The organism is Thiomonas intermedia (genome assembly GCF_002028405.1).
GTDB lineage: Bacteria > Pseudomonadota > Gammaproteobacteria > Burkholderiales > Burkholderiaceae_C > Thiomonas > Thiomonas intermedia.
The window spans coordinates 2,541,254-2,556,882 of the sequence record NZ_CP020046.1; the positions used below are offsets into that span (position 1 = coordinate 2,541,254).

Annotated in this window: 16 protein-coding genes and 1 tRNA gene; 16 read left to right on the forward strand and 1 reads right to left on the reverse strand. The window is 62.8% G+C overall.

Features of this window, described 5'->3' with window-relative positions; genetic code table 11:
* Nucleotides 1-21: 21 nt before the first annotated feature.
* Entirely contained in the window at nucleotides 22-789 is a 768-nt protein-coding gene (locus BVH73_RS11940; protein ID WP_079418958.1) for a metallophosphoesterase, read from the reverse strand.
* 56 nt (nucleotides 790-845) lie between these two features.
* On the opposite strand from BVH73_RS11940, the gene BVH73_RS15830 reads away from it, so the two are divergent.
* From BVH73_RS15830 to nuoI, 16 genes are all read left to right on the forward strand, one after another.
* Complete coding sequence (locus tag BVH73_RS15830; protein WP_154048480.1) at nucleotides 846-1,193, forward strand: hypothetical protein; 348 nt, start codon at nucleotides 846-848, stop codon at nucleotides 1,191-1,193.
* Between the two features lies 1 nt (nucleotide 1,194).
* A complete protein-coding gene (gene rpsO / locus BVH73_RS11945; protein WP_079418960.1) occupies nucleotides 1,195-1,464 on the forward strand; it encodes a 30S ribosomal protein S15 in 270 nt (89 codons plus the stop codon).
* A 275-nt stretch (nucleotides 1,465-1,739) separates the two neighbouring features.
* Nucleotides 1,740-3,899: a polyribonucleotide nucleotidyltransferase gene (gene pnp / locus BVH73_RS11950; RefSeq protein WP_079418962.1), complete on the forward strand. Its 2,160-nt coding sequence runs from the start codon at nucleotides 1,740-1,742 to the stop codon at nucleotides 3,897-3,899.
* Nucleotides 3,900-3,913: 14 nt separating this feature from the next.
* Entirely contained in the window at nucleotides 3,914-4,894 is a 981-nt protein-coding gene (locus tag BVH73_RS11955) for an NAD(P)H-quinone oxidoreductase (RefSeq protein WP_079418964.1), read from the forward strand.
* A 38-nt stretch (nucleotides 4,895-4,932) separates the two neighbouring features.
* On the forward strand, nucleotides 4,933-5,676 hold the full coding sequence (gene tpiA / locus BVH73_RS11960) for a triose-phosphate isomerase (RefSeq protein ID WP_079418966.1): 744 nt from the start codon (nucleotides 4,933-4,935) through the stop codon (nucleotides 5,674-5,676).
* Between the two features lie 81 nt (nucleotides 5,677-5,757).
* A complete protein-coding gene (secG, locus tag BVH73_RS11965; RefSeq protein ID WP_079418968.1) occupies nucleotides 5,758-6,183 on the forward strand; it encodes a preprotein translocase subunit SecG in 426 nt (141 codons plus the stop codon).
* A gap of 423 nt (nucleotides 6,184-6,606) precedes the next feature.
* A tRNA-Leu gene (locus BVH73_RS11970) sits at nucleotides 6,607-6,691 on the forward strand.
* A gap of 57 nt (nucleotides 6,692-6,748) precedes the next feature.
* Nucleotides 6,749-7,108, forward strand: a complete 360-nt coding sequence (locus tag BVH73_RS11975) for an NADH-quinone oxidoreductase subunit A (protein WP_079418970.1) — start codon at nucleotides 6,749-6,751, stop codon at nucleotides 7,106-7,108.
* A gap of 73 nt (nucleotides 7,109-7,181) precedes the next feature.
* On the forward strand, nucleotides 7,182-7,658 hold the full coding sequence (locus BVH73_RS11980) for a NuoB/complex I 20 kDa subunit family protein (protein WP_013106540.1): 477 nt from the start codon (nucleotides 7,182-7,184) through the stop codon (nucleotides 7,656-7,658).
* A 32-nt stretch (nucleotides 7,659-7,690) separates the two neighbouring features.
* Nucleotides 7,691-8,332 carry an NADH-quinone oxidoreductase subunit C gene (locus tag BVH73_RS11985; protein WP_079418972.1) on the forward strand — a complete coding sequence of 214 codons (642 nt, stop codon included), beginning with the start codon at nucleotides 7,691-7,693 and terminating at the stop codon, nucleotides 8,330-8,332.
* A 1-nt stretch (nucleotide 8,333) separates the two neighbouring features.
* Nucleotides 8,334-9,587 carry an NADH-quinone oxidoreductase subunit D gene (locus BVH73_RS11990; protein ID WP_079420574.1) on the forward strand — a complete coding sequence of 418 codons (1,254 nt, stop codon included), beginning with the start codon at nucleotides 8,334-8,336 and terminating at the stop codon, nucleotides 9,585-9,587.
* Nucleotides 9,588-9,625: 38 nt separating this feature from the next.
* Nucleotides 9,626-10,126, forward strand: coding sequence for an NADH-quinone oxidoreductase subunit NuoE (gene nuoE, locus BVH73_RS11995; RefSeq protein WP_079420576.1), 501 nt, complete (start codon nucleotides 9,626-9,628; stop codon nucleotides 10,124-10,126).
* The gene (gene nuoF, locus BVH73_RS12000; RefSeq protein ID WP_079418974.1) at nucleotides 10,123-11,451 is read left to right on the forward strand and encodes an NADH-quinone oxidoreductase subunit NuoF; all 1,329 of its coding nucleotides are present in this window, start codon (nucleotides 10,123-10,125) and stop codon (nucleotides 11,449-11,451) included. Before nuoE ends, nuoF begins: the two co-directional genes overlap by 4 nt.
* Before the next feature lie 35 nt (nucleotides 11,452-11,486).
* Nucleotides 11,487-13,892, forward strand: a complete 2,406-nt coding sequence (nuoG, locus tag BVH73_RS12005; RefSeq protein WP_079418977.1) for an NADH-quinone oxidoreductase subunit NuoG — start codon at nucleotides 11,487-11,489, stop codon at nucleotides 13,890-13,892.
* Nucleotides 13,893-13,988: 96 nt separating this feature from the next.
* Nucleotides 13,989-15,050, forward strand: a complete 1,062-nt coding sequence (nuoH, locus tag BVH73_RS12010; RefSeq protein WP_079418979.1) for an NADH-quinone oxidoreductase subunit NuoH — start codon at nucleotides 13,989-13,991, stop codon at nucleotides 15,048-15,050.
* Nucleotides 15,051-15,059: 9 nt separating this feature from the next.
* Entirely contained in the window at nucleotides 15,060-15,548 is a 489-nt protein-coding gene (nuoI, locus tag BVH73_RS12015; protein ID WP_079418982.1) for an NADH-quinone oxidoreductase subunit NuoI, read from the forward strand.
* Nucleotides 15,549-15,629: the final 81 nt, after the last annotated feature.

Here is a 15,629-nt window from a genome sequence, read left to right on the forward strand (position 1 = left end):
CGTCTCGGGGCCTGTTGGCGTCTAGATTTCCCAAGCGCCTTGCGGTTGGAAATCATTGTCCTCGCCCTTGCTCGCCAGGCCGCGGGAGTTGCAGACCACGCGAGCGTTGTCCACCCGGTAGTCGTGGCGGCAGTGAAGGTGACCGTGCATCCAGAGGGTGCAATGCGGAATCAGATCGTCGTAGGCGTTGCAGAAACTCGCGGTCGATGCGTTGACGGGATAACGCGCATCGTTGCTGCGCAGGCTGGGGGCGAAGTGGGTGATGACCAAGGTGGCATCGTCTTGATCTGAGTGATGCGCGGGGTCGGTCAGTTGAGTTCGGAGCCAGTCCCGGCAGAGCAGGCCTTCCTCGCGCAGCTCGGGCACGCCCATGGGGCGGCCGTGGCGTGTGGCGCATTGCACCTGTTCCGCGAAGTAGCGTGCGGCGCGCATGCTGCGCTCAATGCCTTCGGGACCGAACAGCTCGAAATCGTTCCAGAGCGTGGTGCCAAGCACCCGGATCGTTCGGCCCTGATGGGTAAGGCGTGTCTGCTCGCGGTGCAGCATGGTGAAGCCCAGGCGATCGCATCGCTCTCGCAGCGCATCGATGGTGTGATCGAAATCCTTTCGGTCGTGCTCGTGGTTGCCGGCGATGTAAATGACCGGCACCGGCCAATCGCGAAACAGGTCGATCTGCGCGTGATGGGCGTCGATGTCGCCTGCGAGAACGAGCAGATCCGCGCCGGGCGCGGGCTGGGGGGCGAACGTCTCGGTTTCCAGATGCAGGTCGGACAGGAGTTGAATGCGCATGGCGCGTGGGTCGTTGCGTTATCAAAGTTTGTTAACGCACTGTAAACCCGTTCCTGATGTCTGCCCTCGTCGTGAAGACAACAAAGTGGGCAGGACGTGAACAAATCCGCAACGCCGTCCTTCGTCGCCGACGAAGACGATTCGCTTGCGCTGGCTGGCCGCGTAGCTGCCGCGGCTCGTTCACCAGCGTCAAGCAATTCGTGCAGCGAATCGACCCCTTCGCCACAGTCGACTCGATCGTCGAAAAATTGCGAAACATTTGGGGCCATGCGGCACGCGGCGGCGTGGGGAGCGATTCGCGCGAACGCCGACGACCTGCGGGTTCAGGCTACAATGCGCAGCTTTTCACCATCACGGCGTGGAATGGTTTCTTCCGCGTTCGCGAGTTCTCATTAGGAAACTGACATGTCTGTTGCAGATATCAACAAGGCGCAAATCGTCGCCGACAATGCCCGCGGTACGGGCGATACCGGATCTCCCGAGGTGCAGGTCGCGTTGCTGACCGCGCGCATCAACGAGTTGACGGGCCACTTCAAGACGCACGCCAAGGACCACCATGGTCGCCGCGGCCTGCTCAAGATGGTGAGCCGTCGCCGCAAGTTGCTGGACTACTTGAAGGACAAGGACGCCGATCGCTATCGCGCCCTGATCGCCAAGCTCAGTCTGCGGAAGTAAGTGCCTGCTTTGCAAGAACGCCTGTGTGAGTTTGTCGGCACAGGCGTTTTTTGTATTGGTGTCGTGATTTGCAAGGTCTGGAACGACGTCCCGTTGATGCGGAGCGTCGTGTGTTTCAAGGGGGCGGTGTGACCCGTGTCATTCCACCGACGTGTCGGCTCGCCGGGCGTCGCTGGAATGGCATCACTCCGCCAGGTTTTCAACAGGCGCCGCGCGTCGTGGTCTTCGACCCTGCGGAAGAAGCTTGCCGTTGCGCCTCGATCAAGGAGTAAGCCATGTTCAACAAAGTTGTCAAATCATTCCAATGGGGACGCCATCAAGTCACGATGGAAACGGGCGAGATCGCGCGTCAGGCCGGCGGTGCGGTGCTGCTCAATATGGACGATACCGTGGTGCTGGCCACCGTCGTGGGCGCGCGTTCGGCCAAGGCGGGGCAGGATTTCTTTCCCCTGACCGTCGATTACATCGAGAAGACCTATGCGGCAGGTCGCATTCCGGGCGGGTTCTTCAAGCGCGAGGGCCGTCCCAGCGAGAACGAGACACTGACGTCGCGATTGATCGACCGCCCCATCCGCCCGTTGTTCCCTGAGGGCTTCTTCAATGAGGTTCAGGTGGTGGTGCATGTGTTGTCCATCAACCCGGAAGTCGAGGCCGATATTCCCGCCTTGCTCGCCTCGAGCGCGGCGCTGGCGGTGTCGGGTCTGCCGTTCAACGGGCCTGTCGGCGCGGCCCGCGTGGGTTACGTCAACGGCAGCTATGTGCTGAATCCGAGTCGTGCCGAACTGGCGGACAGTCGGCTGGAGCTGGTTGTCGCAGGCACGGAGTCGGCCGTGCTGATGGTCGAGAGCGAGGCCGATCAGCTGTCTGAGGAAGTCATGCTGGAAGCCGTGATGTTCGGTCACGCCCAATTCCAGACAGCGATCAACGCCATCCACGAACTGGTGCGCGATGGTGGCAAGCCCGCCTGGGACTGGACGGCACCCGAGAAGGATCAGGCGCTGATCGACCGCATCCAGGCGCTGGCGGGCGAAGATCTGCGCGCGGCGTACAAGCTCACGCAAAAACAGGCTCGCACCCAGGCGCTGCGCGAGGCGTCGGCCAAGGTGCATGCCGGGCTGGCTGAGGCGGGCGTCGGGGCGGACGGCCCGAAGGTGGACGGCATTCTGTTTGACATGGAAGCCCGTATCGTGCGCGACCAGATTCTCGCGGGCGAGCCGCGCATCGACGGTCGCGACACGCGGACGGTGCGTCCCCTGAACATTCGTACCTCGGTGCTGCCACGCACGCACGGCAGCGCGCTGTTCACCCGCGGCGAAACGCAGGCGCTGGCCGTGGCCACGCTGGGCACCGACCAGGATGCGCAGATCATCGACGCGCTCACCGGCGAATACCGCGATCGCTTCCTGCTGCACTACAACATGCCGCCGTTCGCGACGGGCGAGACCGGCCGCGTGGGCAGCCCCAAGCGTCGTGAGATCGGCCATGGCCGTCTGGCCAAGCGCGCGCTGCTGGCCGTGCTGCCGAAGAAGGAAGATTTCGCCTACACCATGCGCGTGGTGTCGGAAGTGACCGAGTCCAATGGTTCGTCGTCCATGGCGTCGGTCTGCGGCGGCTGCCTGGCGCTGCTCGACGCCGGCGTGCCGCTGAAGGCGCATGTGGCCGGTATCGCCATGGGGCTGATCAAGGAAGGCAACCGTTTTGCCGTGCTGACCGACATCCTGGGTGACGAAGATCACCTCGGCGACATGGACTTCAAGGTGGCGGGTTCGGCTACCGGGGTGACCGCGCTGCAGATGGACATCAAGATTCAGGGCATCACCCGCGAGATCATGCAGGTGGCGCTGGCGCAGGCCCGCGAGGCGCGCATGCACATTCTGGGCGTCATGCAGCAGGAAGTGGGCGGTGCACGCGAGGAAGTGTCCCAGTTCGCGCCGCGACTCTACACCCTGAAAATCAATCCCGAGCGCATCCGCGACGTGATCGGCAAGGGCGGTGCGACCATTCGCGCCCTCACCGAAGAGACGGGTACCCAGATCGACATCGGCGAAGACGGCACCATCACCATCGCCTCGACCGACGCCGCCAAGGCCGAGATCGCCAAGCAGCGCATCAAGGATCTCACCGCCGAAGTGGAAGTGGGCCAGGTGTACGACGGCGCCGTGGTCAAAATCCTCGATTTCGGCGCTCTGGTGAACGTGCTTCCGGGCAAGGACGGTCTGCTGCATATTTCGCAGATCGCCAATGAGCGCATCAACAAGGTCAGCGATTACCTGCAAGAGGGGCAGAAGGTGCGGGTCAAGGTCATCGAAACGGATGACAAGGGTCGTTTCCGTCTGTCGATCAAGGCGCTGCTGGGCGAAGAGCCGGCCGTTGAGACGACGATGCCGCCTGCGGCTCCCGTCATGGCGGCTGCAGACTCTGAGCCGGGCGTCTGATTCAAGCGGGTTGCATGCGCGCCATCGAGATCACCCAGCCCGGCGGGCCCGATGTCCTTCACCTCTGCGAGCGGCCCATGCCGCAGGCAGGGGCGGGGGAGGTCGTGCTGCGCGTCGTAGCCTTTGGCGTCAATCGGCCCGATGTGCTTCAGCGCAAGGGTCTGTATCCGCCGCCGAAAGGCGCTTCCGACATTCCCGGTCTGGAGGTCTGCGGCAAGATTGTTTCCGGCGATCTCTCGGGCACGGATTGGCGTATTGGCGATGAGGTCTGCGCGTTGGTGGCGGGCGGGGGTTATGCCGAGTACTGTGTCGCGCCCGTGGGGCAATGTCTGCCCCTGCCCAAAGGGCTGAGCCCCGAAGAAGGGGCTGCTCTGCCCGAGACGGTGTTCACGGTCTGGCACAACGTGTTCGAGCGTGGTCGGCTGCAGCCAGGAGAGACCTTGCTTGTGCAGGGGGGCAGCAGCGGAATCGGCACCATGGCCATTCAGCTCGCGATGGCCAGCGGCGCGCGGGTCATCGCCACGGCGGGTTCGGAGGAGAAGTGCGCGGCGTGCGTCAAACTCGGTGCCGAGCTCGCCATTCCCTATCGGACGCAGGATTTCGTCGAGGTCGTCCAGGCCCATACCTCACAGCGTGGCGCCGACGTCATTCTGGACATGGTTGCCGGAAGCTATTTGGCCCGCGAACAACAGTGTCTCGCGGAAGAGGGGCGGCTGGTGGTCATCGCGGTTCAGGGCGGAGTGCAGGCTGAGATCGATGCGGGTCTTCTCATGCGAAAACGCCAGACGCTGACCGGCTCGACCCTGCGCGCGCGCAGCGTGGCTTTCAAGGCGGCCCTTGCGCAGGCCCTGCGCCAGACCGTGTGGCCCTGGATCGAACAAGGCCGCGTGCGGCCAGTGCTCGATGCCGTGCTGCTGGCCGAGGACATCGTGCTGGCACACCAGCGCATGGAGCAGGGACAGCACATTGGCAAACTTGTGCTGCGCTGGTCCTGAGCCACGCGCCCTATCACGACATCAAACAGGAGCAGAACATGCGTCAGCAATTCGTTGCCGGAAACTGGAAAATGCATGGCAGCCTGGCAGGCAATGCCGCGCTGCTGGCCGAGGTTCTTGCTGGAGCCGCGGAAGCGCGATGCGACGTGGCCGTCTGCGTGCCCTATCCCTACCTGGCCCAGGCGCAGCAACAACTGCAAGGCGGCAAGGTTGCCGTTGGGGCGCAGGATTGCTCAGTGCACCTGAGCGGCGCCCACACCGGAGAAGTCGCCGTGGGGATGCTGCAGGAATTTGGTTGCCGCTATGTCATCGTCGGTCATTCCGAGCGTCGAGCCGATCATCATGAGTCGGACGAGTGCGTTGCGGAGAAGGCAATGCGCGTGCTTGAGGCCGGCATGACGCCGATCGTCTGTGTCGGCGAAACACTGGACGAGCGTGAGTCTGGGCAGACCAATGCGGTCGTGCTGCGCCAGTTGCTGGCCGTCACGGAGCGGCTTGGCGAGCAGACCTCCCGCATGGTTCTCGCTTACGAACCCGTTTGGGCCATCGGCACGGGCCGCACGGCGACGCCGGAGCAGGCCCAGGCCGTTCACGCGGTGCTGCGTGCCCACCTGACGACCCTGGGTGAGGCCTCTGGCGCTGTGCGAATTCTGTACGGCGGCAGTGTGAAGCCGGACAATGCGCAGGTGCTGTTCGCTCAGGACGACATTGACGGCGGGCTCATTGGCGGCGCGTCGCTCAAGGCGGCCGATTTTCTGGCGATCATCGCCGCGGCGCGCTGAAGCCGCCTGATGGATTCGCAGGCTTGGTCCTGCTCTTGGGAAGTAACGTTGTAAGGCGCCCTGGCGCGAATGAGTGCACAAATGCAAATTCTGATGACATTGACTCTGGTGGTGCAAATTCTGTCTGCACTGGTAATGATCGTTCTGGTCTTGATGCAGCATGGCAAAGGGGCCGACATGGGCGCGTCCTTTGGCTCCGGCGCATCCGGCAGCCTGTTCGGAGCAACCGGGTCGGCCAACTTCCTGAGTCGCAGCACCGCAGTTGCCGCGACGCTGTTTTTCGTCGCTACGCTGATGATGGCCTACTTCGGCAATCGCGCCAATTCGGGTGAGGGTGGGCTGATGGAAAAGCTGGCCGCGCCCGCGCCCGTGGCTTCTGTTGCAGCGCCCGCCAAACCGGCGGGGCCAATCAGTGAAATTCCTGGCGTGCCCGGCGCGTCCACCAAGGCTTCTCAGGCAGCGGCGCCCGCCACAAGTGCGGCTTCGGCAGTGCCTGCGAAACCTTAAATTCGCGCGAAATGCGCCCTCGGAAACCCGTGATGGTGCATTGCAGCAAACACAGGCTCTGCGACTTGTCAATCTGTTCTAGGGTTGAGCATTGCGTTAGAGCAAAATCCGACGGTCACGTGTTGCTTCGTGGCCTTGGAAGCATGTAAGATTCTCTTGTTTTGCGAATCCAGTAACAAACAATAAAAACACCGTGTTCTTGAGTCCGCCTAAGGGGAGTCTGCCTGAGGGCTTTTGTGGCTTTTGAACCGCGTGGCGAACAAGTGTAGGTGTGTGTCCGGAATGGGTAACTCCTGATGGCTCTGCACCCCGGCGAAGATCCTCCAGATCGCTGCGGCCTGTTTTTGATGAAGTTTGTTGCGCTGGGCTGCCTTCGCCGCGTAGGTCAAGCGGTTGTGTGTTCGGGCGGTATCCGGTTTTTGAGCCGACGTGGTGGAATTGGTAGACACGCTATCTTGAGGGGGTAGTGGCGAAAGCTGTGCGAGTTCGAGTCTCGCCGTCGGCACCAAAAGATCGAAGGGCAGGGCTCCAGCCCGACCCAGACAACAACAGGAGATGGAGTGCGATGAACCTTGAGCAGTATCTGCCGGTGTTGTTGTTCATCCTGGTGGGCGTTGGTGTTGGTGTGGCGCCCCAACTGCTCGGTTATCTGATGGCTCCGCGTCGCCCTGACGCCGAGAAAAACTCCCCCTATGAATGCGGCTTCGAGGCCTTCGAAGACGCCCGGATGAAATTCGATGTGCGCTACTACCTTGTGGCCATCCTGTTCATTCTTTTCGACCTCGAAATCGCCTTCCTGTTTCCGTGGGCCGTGGCCCTGAAGGACATTGGCCAGATTGGCTTCTGGGCGATGATGATTTTCCTCGCCATCCTCACGATCGGCTTCATCTACGAGTGGAAAAAGGGGGCCCTCGATTGGGAATGAGCCCTTGCGGCATGAACTCGTGCGCCGGGTTTGCCCTGCAGCGCTGATCTGAATCGATGAGGAGGGATGCATCATGAGTATTGAAGGCGTATTGCAAGAGGGCTTCATCACGACGTCCGCGGACAAGCTAATTAACTGGACGCGCACGGGTTCGCTCTGGCCCATGACCTTTGGTCTGGCCTGTTGCGCGGTGGAGATGATGCACGCCGGGGCGGCTCGTTATGACCTCGATCGATTCGGCATCGTGTTTCGCCCGAGTCCGCGCCAGTCCGATCTGATGATCGTGGCCGGTACGCTCTGCAACAAAATGGCGCCGGCCTTGCGCAAGGTCTACGACCAGATGGCCGAGCCCCGCTGGGTGCTCTCCATGGGGTCGTGCGCCAACGGGGGCGGCTATTACCACTATTCCTATTCGGTGGTGCGCGGCTGCGATCGCATCGTGCCGGTGGACGTCTACGTGCCGGGCTGCCCGCCGACCGCCGAGGCGCTGCTCTACGGGCTGATCCAGTTGCAGAACAAGATCCGCAGAACCGAAACGATCGCGCGCTGATCGGCCTTCACCAACTTCGCACTATCGACGCCATGACCAGCAAGCTCGAACAACTCGACAGCGCATTGCGTGCCACTCTGGGGGAGCGCATCGTGGCCTTGCAGGCCAGCGTAGGCGAACTGACCCTGGATGTCGCGCCGACCCATTACCGTGACGTGTGTCTTGCGCTGCGCGATGCAGCCGAGCTGCATTTCGAGCAGTTGATCGATCTGTGTGGCGTTGATTACGCGCAGTATGGCAATGCGGTGCGTGATGAGTCGGGGCGGTTCATGGTGGTCGTGCACTTGCTGTCGCTGCGCCACAACTGGCGCCTGCGTCTGCGCGTGCGCTGCGCCGATGACGACCTGCCGGTGGTGGATTCCATCAACGATCTTTGGAATGCGGCCAACTGGTTCGAGCGCGAGGCCTTCGATCTGTACGGCATCATCTTCGAGGGCCACCCTGATTTGCGCCGCATCCTGACGGACTATGGCTTCATCGGACACCCCTTCCGCAAGGATTTTCCGCTCTCGGGTACGGTCGAAATGCGTTACGACCCCGACAGCAAGCGCGTGATCTATCAGCCCGTCACCATCGAGCCACGCGAGATCACACCTCGCATCATTCGCGAGTCGGGATATGGTGGCCTGGGGCGTTTCGACGCGGCTGCCGCGCGCAGCGGCCAGGGGCATTGAGATGGCCGACATCAAGAACTACACCCTCAACTTCGGCCCGCAGCATCCTGCGGCCCACGGCGTGCTGCGCCTGGTGCTCGAACTCGACGGCGAGGTGGTGCAGCGTGCCGATCCGCACATCGGGCTGCTGCACCGCGCCACCGAAAAGCTGGCCGAGCACAAGACCTATATCCAGGCATTGCCCTACATGGACCGTCTCGACTACGTGTCGATGATGTGCAACGAGCATGCCTATTGCCTGGCCATCGAGAAGCTGCTGGGCGTCGACGTGCCGGTTCGTGCGCAGTACATCCGTGTGATGTTTGCGGAGATCACGCGTCTGCTCAACCACCTCATGTGGCTGGGCGCGCACGGTCTGGATTGCGGCGCGATGACCATCTTCCTTTACGCCTTCCGCGAACGCGAAGATCTCTTCGATATGTACGAAGCGGTTTCGGGCGCGCGCATGCACGCTGCGTACTTCCGGCCCGGCGGTGTGTACCGCGATCTGCCCGAGAGCATGGCGCAGTACGGCGAATCCAAGATTCGCAATGCCCGCGCGGTCGAAGCCCGCAATGCAGGGCGCCAGGGCTCGCTGCTGGACTTCATCGACGATTTCACGAAGCGGTTCCCAGCCTATGTCGATGAATACGAAACGCTGCTGACCGACAACCGGATCTGGAAGCAGCGCACGGTGGGCATCGGCGTGGTCACGCCCGAGCGCGCGCTGAATCTGGGCATGACCGGGCCAATGTTGCGCGGTTCCGGCGTGGTGTGGGATCTGCGCAAGACCCAGCCGTATGACGTCTACGACCGCCTCGACTTCGATATTCCGGTTGGCAAGAACGGCGACTGCTACGACCGCTATCTGGTACGCATGGAAGAAATGCGTCAGTCCAACCGCATCATCAAACAGTGCGTGGACTGGCTGCGATCCAACCCGGGGCCTGTGATCACCGACAACCACAAGGTTGCCGCGCCGGGCCGCGAGGAGATGAAGACCAGCATGGAAGCGCTGATCCATCATTTCAAGCTGTTCAGCGAAGGCATGCGCGTGCCCGAAGGTCAGGCTTATGCCGCCGTCGAGCATCCCAAGGGCGAGTTCGGCATCTATCTGGTGTCCGACGGGGCCAACAAGCCCTATCGCCTGAAGATCCGCGCACCCGGCTTCGCCCACCTGGCCGCGCTTGACGAAATGTCTCGCGGCCACATGATTGCCGACGTCGTGGCCATCATTGGCACGCTCGACATCGTTTTCGGGGAGATCGACCGCTGATGGATCGCTCGCCTGTCACTCGTGAAATGCAAAGCATGATGCTGTCCGAATCCGCGCGTCAGCGTATCGACCAGGAGGTCGCCAAATACCCGCCCGAGCAGAAGCAGTCTGCCGTCATCGCGGCGCTGTCCATCGTTCAGCAGGAGCAGGGCTGGGTGTCGCCCGAGGCGCAACAAGCCGTCGCAGACCACCTGGGTATGCCGCCGATCGCGGTGCACGAGGTGGTGACCTTCTACAACATGTTCAACACCCGCCCGGTCGGACGTTTCAAGCTCAATGTCTGCACCAATCTGCCCTGCGCCCTGAGTGGCGGCGGCACCGCGGCGCAGTACCTGAGCGAGAAACTGGGCGTCGCGCTGGGCGAGACCACGCCGGACGGCGTGTTCACCCTGCAGGAGTCGGAATGTCTGGGAGCCTGTGGTGACGCTCCTGCGCTGCTGGTCAATGATCGCCGCCTGTGCAGCTTCATGCGCGCCGAGCGTCTGGACGCCCTGGTGGACGAGTTGCGCGCCGAGGCGGCCAAGGGAGGCACCCAATGAATCGCCCCTTCGGACAAAGCACGGGTCTGGAGACCTGCTTCCACGGCCGCCATCTGCAGCCGCAAATTCTCGCCGGGCTGAACGGCGACAACTGGGCGCTGGAGGGCTATCTGCAGCGCGATGGTTACCAGGCCCTGCGCAAAATCCTGACCGAAGGATGGACGCCCGAGCAGGTCATCGCCGAGGTGAAGGCTTCGGCGCTGCGCGGGCGCGGCGGGGCGGGGTTTCCCACCGGGCTGAAGTGGAGTTTCATGCCGCGGCAGTTCCCGGGGCAGAAGTATCTGGTCTGCAATTCCGACGAGGGCGAGCCGGGCACGTTCAAGGATCGAGACATCCTGCGCTTCAACCCGCACGCCGTGATTGAAGGCATGGCCATTGCCGCCTTCGCCATGGGCATCTCCGTGGGCTACAACTACATCCACGGCGAGATTTTCGAGGATTACGACCGTTTCGAAGAAGCGCTGCGGCAGGCGCGCGATGCCGGGTATCTGGGCGACCATATTTGCGGCAGCAGCTTCAGCTTCCAGCTGCACGCCTCGCACGGCTTTGGCGCCTATATCTGCGGCGAAGAAACCGCGCTGCTCGAATCGCTCGAAGGCAAGAAGGGCCAACCGCGCTTCAAGCCACCTTTCCCGGCCAGCTTCGGGCTGTATGGCAAGCCCACGACGATCAACAATACCGAGACCTTTGCAGCAGTGCCCTGGATCATCCGCAACGGCGGCCAGGCCTACCTCGAAGTAGGCAAGCCCAATAACGGGGGCACCAAGATCTACTCGGTTTCGGGCGATGTGGCGCTGCCAGGCAACTATGAAGTGCCCATGGGCACACCGTTCTCCGCCCTGCTCGAACTCGCCGGTGGCATGCGCGAGGGACGCTCGCTCAAGGCCGTGATTCCCGGAGGGTCGTCCGCGCCGGTGTTGCCAGCCGACATCATGATGGACTGCACCATGGACTACGACTCCATCGCCAAGGCCGGCTCCATGCTGGGATCGGGGGCCGTGATCGTGCTGAACGACACGCGCTGCATGGTCAAGTCGCTGATGCGTCTGTCCTACTTCTATCAGCATGAATCGTGCGGGCAGTGCACGCCCTGCCGCGAGGGCACTGGATGGCTGTACCGCATGGTCCATCGCATCGAAAACGGCCAGGGCCGGATGGAAGATCTGGATCTGCTGAACTCGGTATCCGACAACATTGCCGGTCGCACCATCTGTGCCCTGGGGGACGCCGCGGCCATGCCGGTCAAGTCGTTCGTCAAGCATTTTCGCCATGAGTTCGAACACCACATCACGCACAAGACCTGCCTCGTGCCGGCCTCTGTCTGATCCGCCGCACCGGACGCCTTCAGGACGCTTTCATCATGGTTGAACTCGAAATCGACGGTCAAAAAATCCAGGTGCCCGATGGCGCCATGGTCATGGACGCGGCCACCCGGCTCGGCATCTATGTGCCGCATTTTTGCTACCACCACAAGCTGACCATCGCGGCGAACTGCCGCATGTGCCTGGTCGACGTGGAGAAGGCGCCCAAGCCTCTGCCGGCCTGTGCCACGCCGGTGTCTCAGGGCATGATCGTGCGCACGCATTCCGACAGAGCCCTTCAGGCCCAGAAAGGGGTGATGGAGTTTCTGCTCATCAACCACCCGCTGGACTGCCCCATCTGCGATCAGGGCGGCGAATGCCAGTTGCAGGATCTCGCCGTGGGCTATGGCGGCTCCGCCTCGCGATATGCCGAGGAAAAGCGCGTCATCTTCCACAAGGATGTCGGCCCGCTCATCGCCATGGAAGAGATGAGCCGCTGCATCCAGTGCACCCGTTGTGTGCGCTTCGGCCAGGAAGTTGCGGGCATCATGGAACTCGGCATGGCCCATCGCGGCGAACATTCCGAGATCATGGCCTTCGTCGGCAGTACGGTCGACTCGGAACTCTCCGGCAACATGATCGATCTTTGCCCCGTCGGTGCGCTGACGAGCAAGCCCTTCCGCTACAGCGCCCGCACGTGGGAGCTGTCCCGCCGCGCCTCCATCAGCCCGCATGACAGCGTTGGCGCCAACCTGATCGTGCAGGTCAAGGGCGACCGCGTCATGCGCGTGCTGCCGCAGGAGAACGAAGCCGTCAACGAATGCTGGCTGTCCGACCGCGACCGTTTTGCCTACGAAGGGCTCAACAGCGTCGAGCGTCTCACCTCGCCGCAAATCCGCGAGAACGGGCAGTGGAAGTCGGTCGATTGGCCAACGGCGCTTGAATTCACGGTGCAGGGTCTGCGCCGGGTGCTGGCCCAGCACGGCGGTGATGCCCTGGCCGCACTTGCCGCGCCGACCAGCACGGTCGAAGAACTGTATCTCCTGAAAAAACTGCTCACCGGGCTGGGCAGCAAAGGCCTGGACACCCGCTTGCGCCAGAGCGATTTTTCGGCTGACGCCCAGGGTGCCGGTGTGCCGTGGCTTGGCATGCCGATCGCCGAGATCGGGCAGCTGCAGGCAGCGCTCTTCATCGGCAGTACCTTGCGCAAGGAGCAGCCGCTGCTGTCGGCACGGGTGCGCCACGGCGCCAAGGCGGGTGCGCAGATTTCCACGCTGCACGCGGCCGATGATGACTGGCTCATGCCCATGCACACACGCATTGCTGCGGCGCCGAGCCAATGGGTCGCCGAACTGGCTGGTGTGGCCAGCGCCGTGGCCCAGGCCAAGGGCATCACGCCACCCGCTGCGATCGAGTTCGCCGGGTCGCCAAGCGAACAAGCCCAGGCCATCGCGCGAAGCCTGCTTGGCGCCGAGCGCAAGGCCGTGTTCCTGGGCGATGCCGCCGTGCAACACGACCAGGGCGCCGCATTGCGAGCCCTGGCCCAATGGATCGCCCACGAAGTCGGCGGTGTCTGCGGCGACTTGACGGAGGCAGCCAACACGGTCGGGGCGGCCTTGTTGGGGGTTTCACCCTTGGCACAAGGCCGTGATGTGGCGCAGATCGCGGCGCAACCGTCGCGTGCCATGATGCTCTTCGGGGTGGAGCCCGAAGAAGACTGCGCGAACCCCGAGGTCCTGGTCCGGGCGTTGAAGCAGGCCGAGTTCATCGTGTCGTTCAGCCCTTTCGTGAATGCGGCCGAGGGCTACGCTCATGTCATGTTGCCGATTGCGCCCTACACCGAAACGGCGGGCAGTCTGGTGAGCGCCGAAGGCCGCTTGCAGAGTTTCAATCCGGTCGCGCAGCCTTTGGGCGAAACCCGTCCGGGCTGGAAGGTGTTGCGTGTTCTGGGCAATCTGTTCGAACTGCAAGGCTTCGATTACCAGAGCACGGCCGAGATTCGCACCGAGGCGTTTGCCGCCCTGGGCGGCGCCGATCAGATCGGGGCGCGCCTGTCGGCGTCCAGCCCGCTTGCGCTGCCGGCGCAATGGCCGAGCCGCGCCGCTCCTGCCGTCGAGCGTTTTGCACCGGTACCCCTCTATTCGAGCGACGCGATCGTGCGTCGCGCCCCCAGTTTGCAGCGCACGCGCGATGCGCGCAACGCGCGCATGGTGGGTGTGTCCGCCGCGCTCTGGGAGCAACTGGGCTTGCACAACGGTGATTCGGTGCGCGTGAAGTCGGGAGCGAATGCCGTGGTGTTGCCGGCCCGCCGCGATGCTGCGCTGGCACCTACCGTGTTGAGCATTCCTGCCGCCTGGGCCGAGGCCGCCGCGCTGGGCGCGATGTTCGGCGCGGTACAGGTCGAGCGAGTGGGTTCGACGACTGCCGTTCCTGCCGACGCCAACGCAAGCCTCGAAAAGGTCTGAGATGAAACATCCGAGGTTTTCACAAAGTTCGCCAAGTTTTCCCTCTCCCATGGGGGATGAAGCGCGCCTGGCGCGGTCCTACGCATTCTGCTGACTATGCTCGAATCCTTCAACCAAGGCGGACTTTCCCTGCTCGGGCCGATGGTCTGGCCGATCGTCTGGAATCTGATCAAGATCGTCGTCATCGTCGCGCCGCTGATGGGGGCCGTGGCGTATCTCACGCTCTGGGAGCGCAAGCTGATCGGCTGGATTCAGATCCGCATCGGCCCCAACCGCGTGGGGCCCTTCGGCTTGCTGCAGCCGGTGGCCGATGGCCTCAAGCTTCTGCTCAAGGAAATCGTCATTCCGTTCCGCTCGAACAAGCGGCTGTTCCTGCTGGGGCCGGTCATGACCATCATGCCTGCCTTGGCGGCCTGGGCGGTCATCCCGTTCGGCCCTGACGTCGCCCTGGCCAATGTGAACGCCGGGCTGCTTCTGCTTCTGGCGCTGACTTCGCTCGAGGTCTACGGCGTGATCATCGCCGGCTGGGCTTCCAACTCCAAGTACGCCTTCCTGGGCGCCATGCGCGCCTCGGCCCAGATGGTGAGCTACGAGATCGCGATGGGTTTCGCCATGGTCATCGTGCTCATGGTGTCCGGCAGTCTGAACATGACCGAAATCGTGATGGGGCAGACCCATGGCACGTTTGCGTCCATGGGGCTGAACTTCCTCTCCTGGAACTGGCTGCCGCTGCTGCCCATCTTTGTGGTGTATTTCATCGCCGGGGTGGCCGAGACCAATCGTGCGCCGTTCGATGTGGTGGAAGGCGAATCGGAAATCGTCGCCGGCCACATGGTCGAGTATTCGGGCATGGCGTTTGCCATGTTCTTCCTGGCCGAATACGCCAACATGATCCTGATCTCCATCCTCACCACGGTGATGTTCCTGGGCGGTTGGGATGCGCCGGTGGCCTTCCTGGGTTTCATTCCGGGGTGGATCTGGCTGGGCATCAAGACCTTTGTCGTGGTCAGCATGTTCCTCTGGCTGCGGGCCACATTCCCGCGCTATCGCTACGACCAGATCATGCGCCTGGGCTGGAAGATCTTCATTCCCGTCACCCTCATCTGGCTTGTCGTTGTGGCCGCCTGGATGCAAACCCCCTGGACTATCTGGAAGTGAGGCAGACCCATGGCCGCTTTGCGTGACACCTTCAACAGTTTTTTCCTGGTCGAACTCTTCAAGGGTCTGGCGCTGACGGGCAAGTACGCCTTCAAGAGCAAGATCACCGTGCAGTATCCGGAAGAAAAGACGCCGTTGTCGCCGCGATTTCGCGGTCTGCATGCGCTTCGCCGCTACCCCAACGGAGAGGAGCGTTGCATTGCCTGCAAACTCTGCGAGGCCGTCTGTCCGGCGCTGGCCATCACCATCGAGTCGGAACAGCGCGACGATGGCACGCGCCGTACCAGCCGCTACGACATCGATCTGACCAAGTGCATTTTCTGCGGCCTGTGCGAAGAGAGTTGCCCGGTGGACTCGATCGTCGAGACGCCCATTTTCGAATACCACGGCGAGAAGCGCGGTGATCTCTACTTCACCAAGGAGATGCTGCTGGCCGTGGGTGACCGCTACGAGAAAGACATCGCCGCCACCAAGGAGGCCGACGCCCCATACCGCTGATCGCCGCAGGCCCGCCGCTGTTGAAGGCGGGCCGCTGGCGGACTTCCCCACCGTTTCAATGCCTGCGGTTTTCGCCGCGGC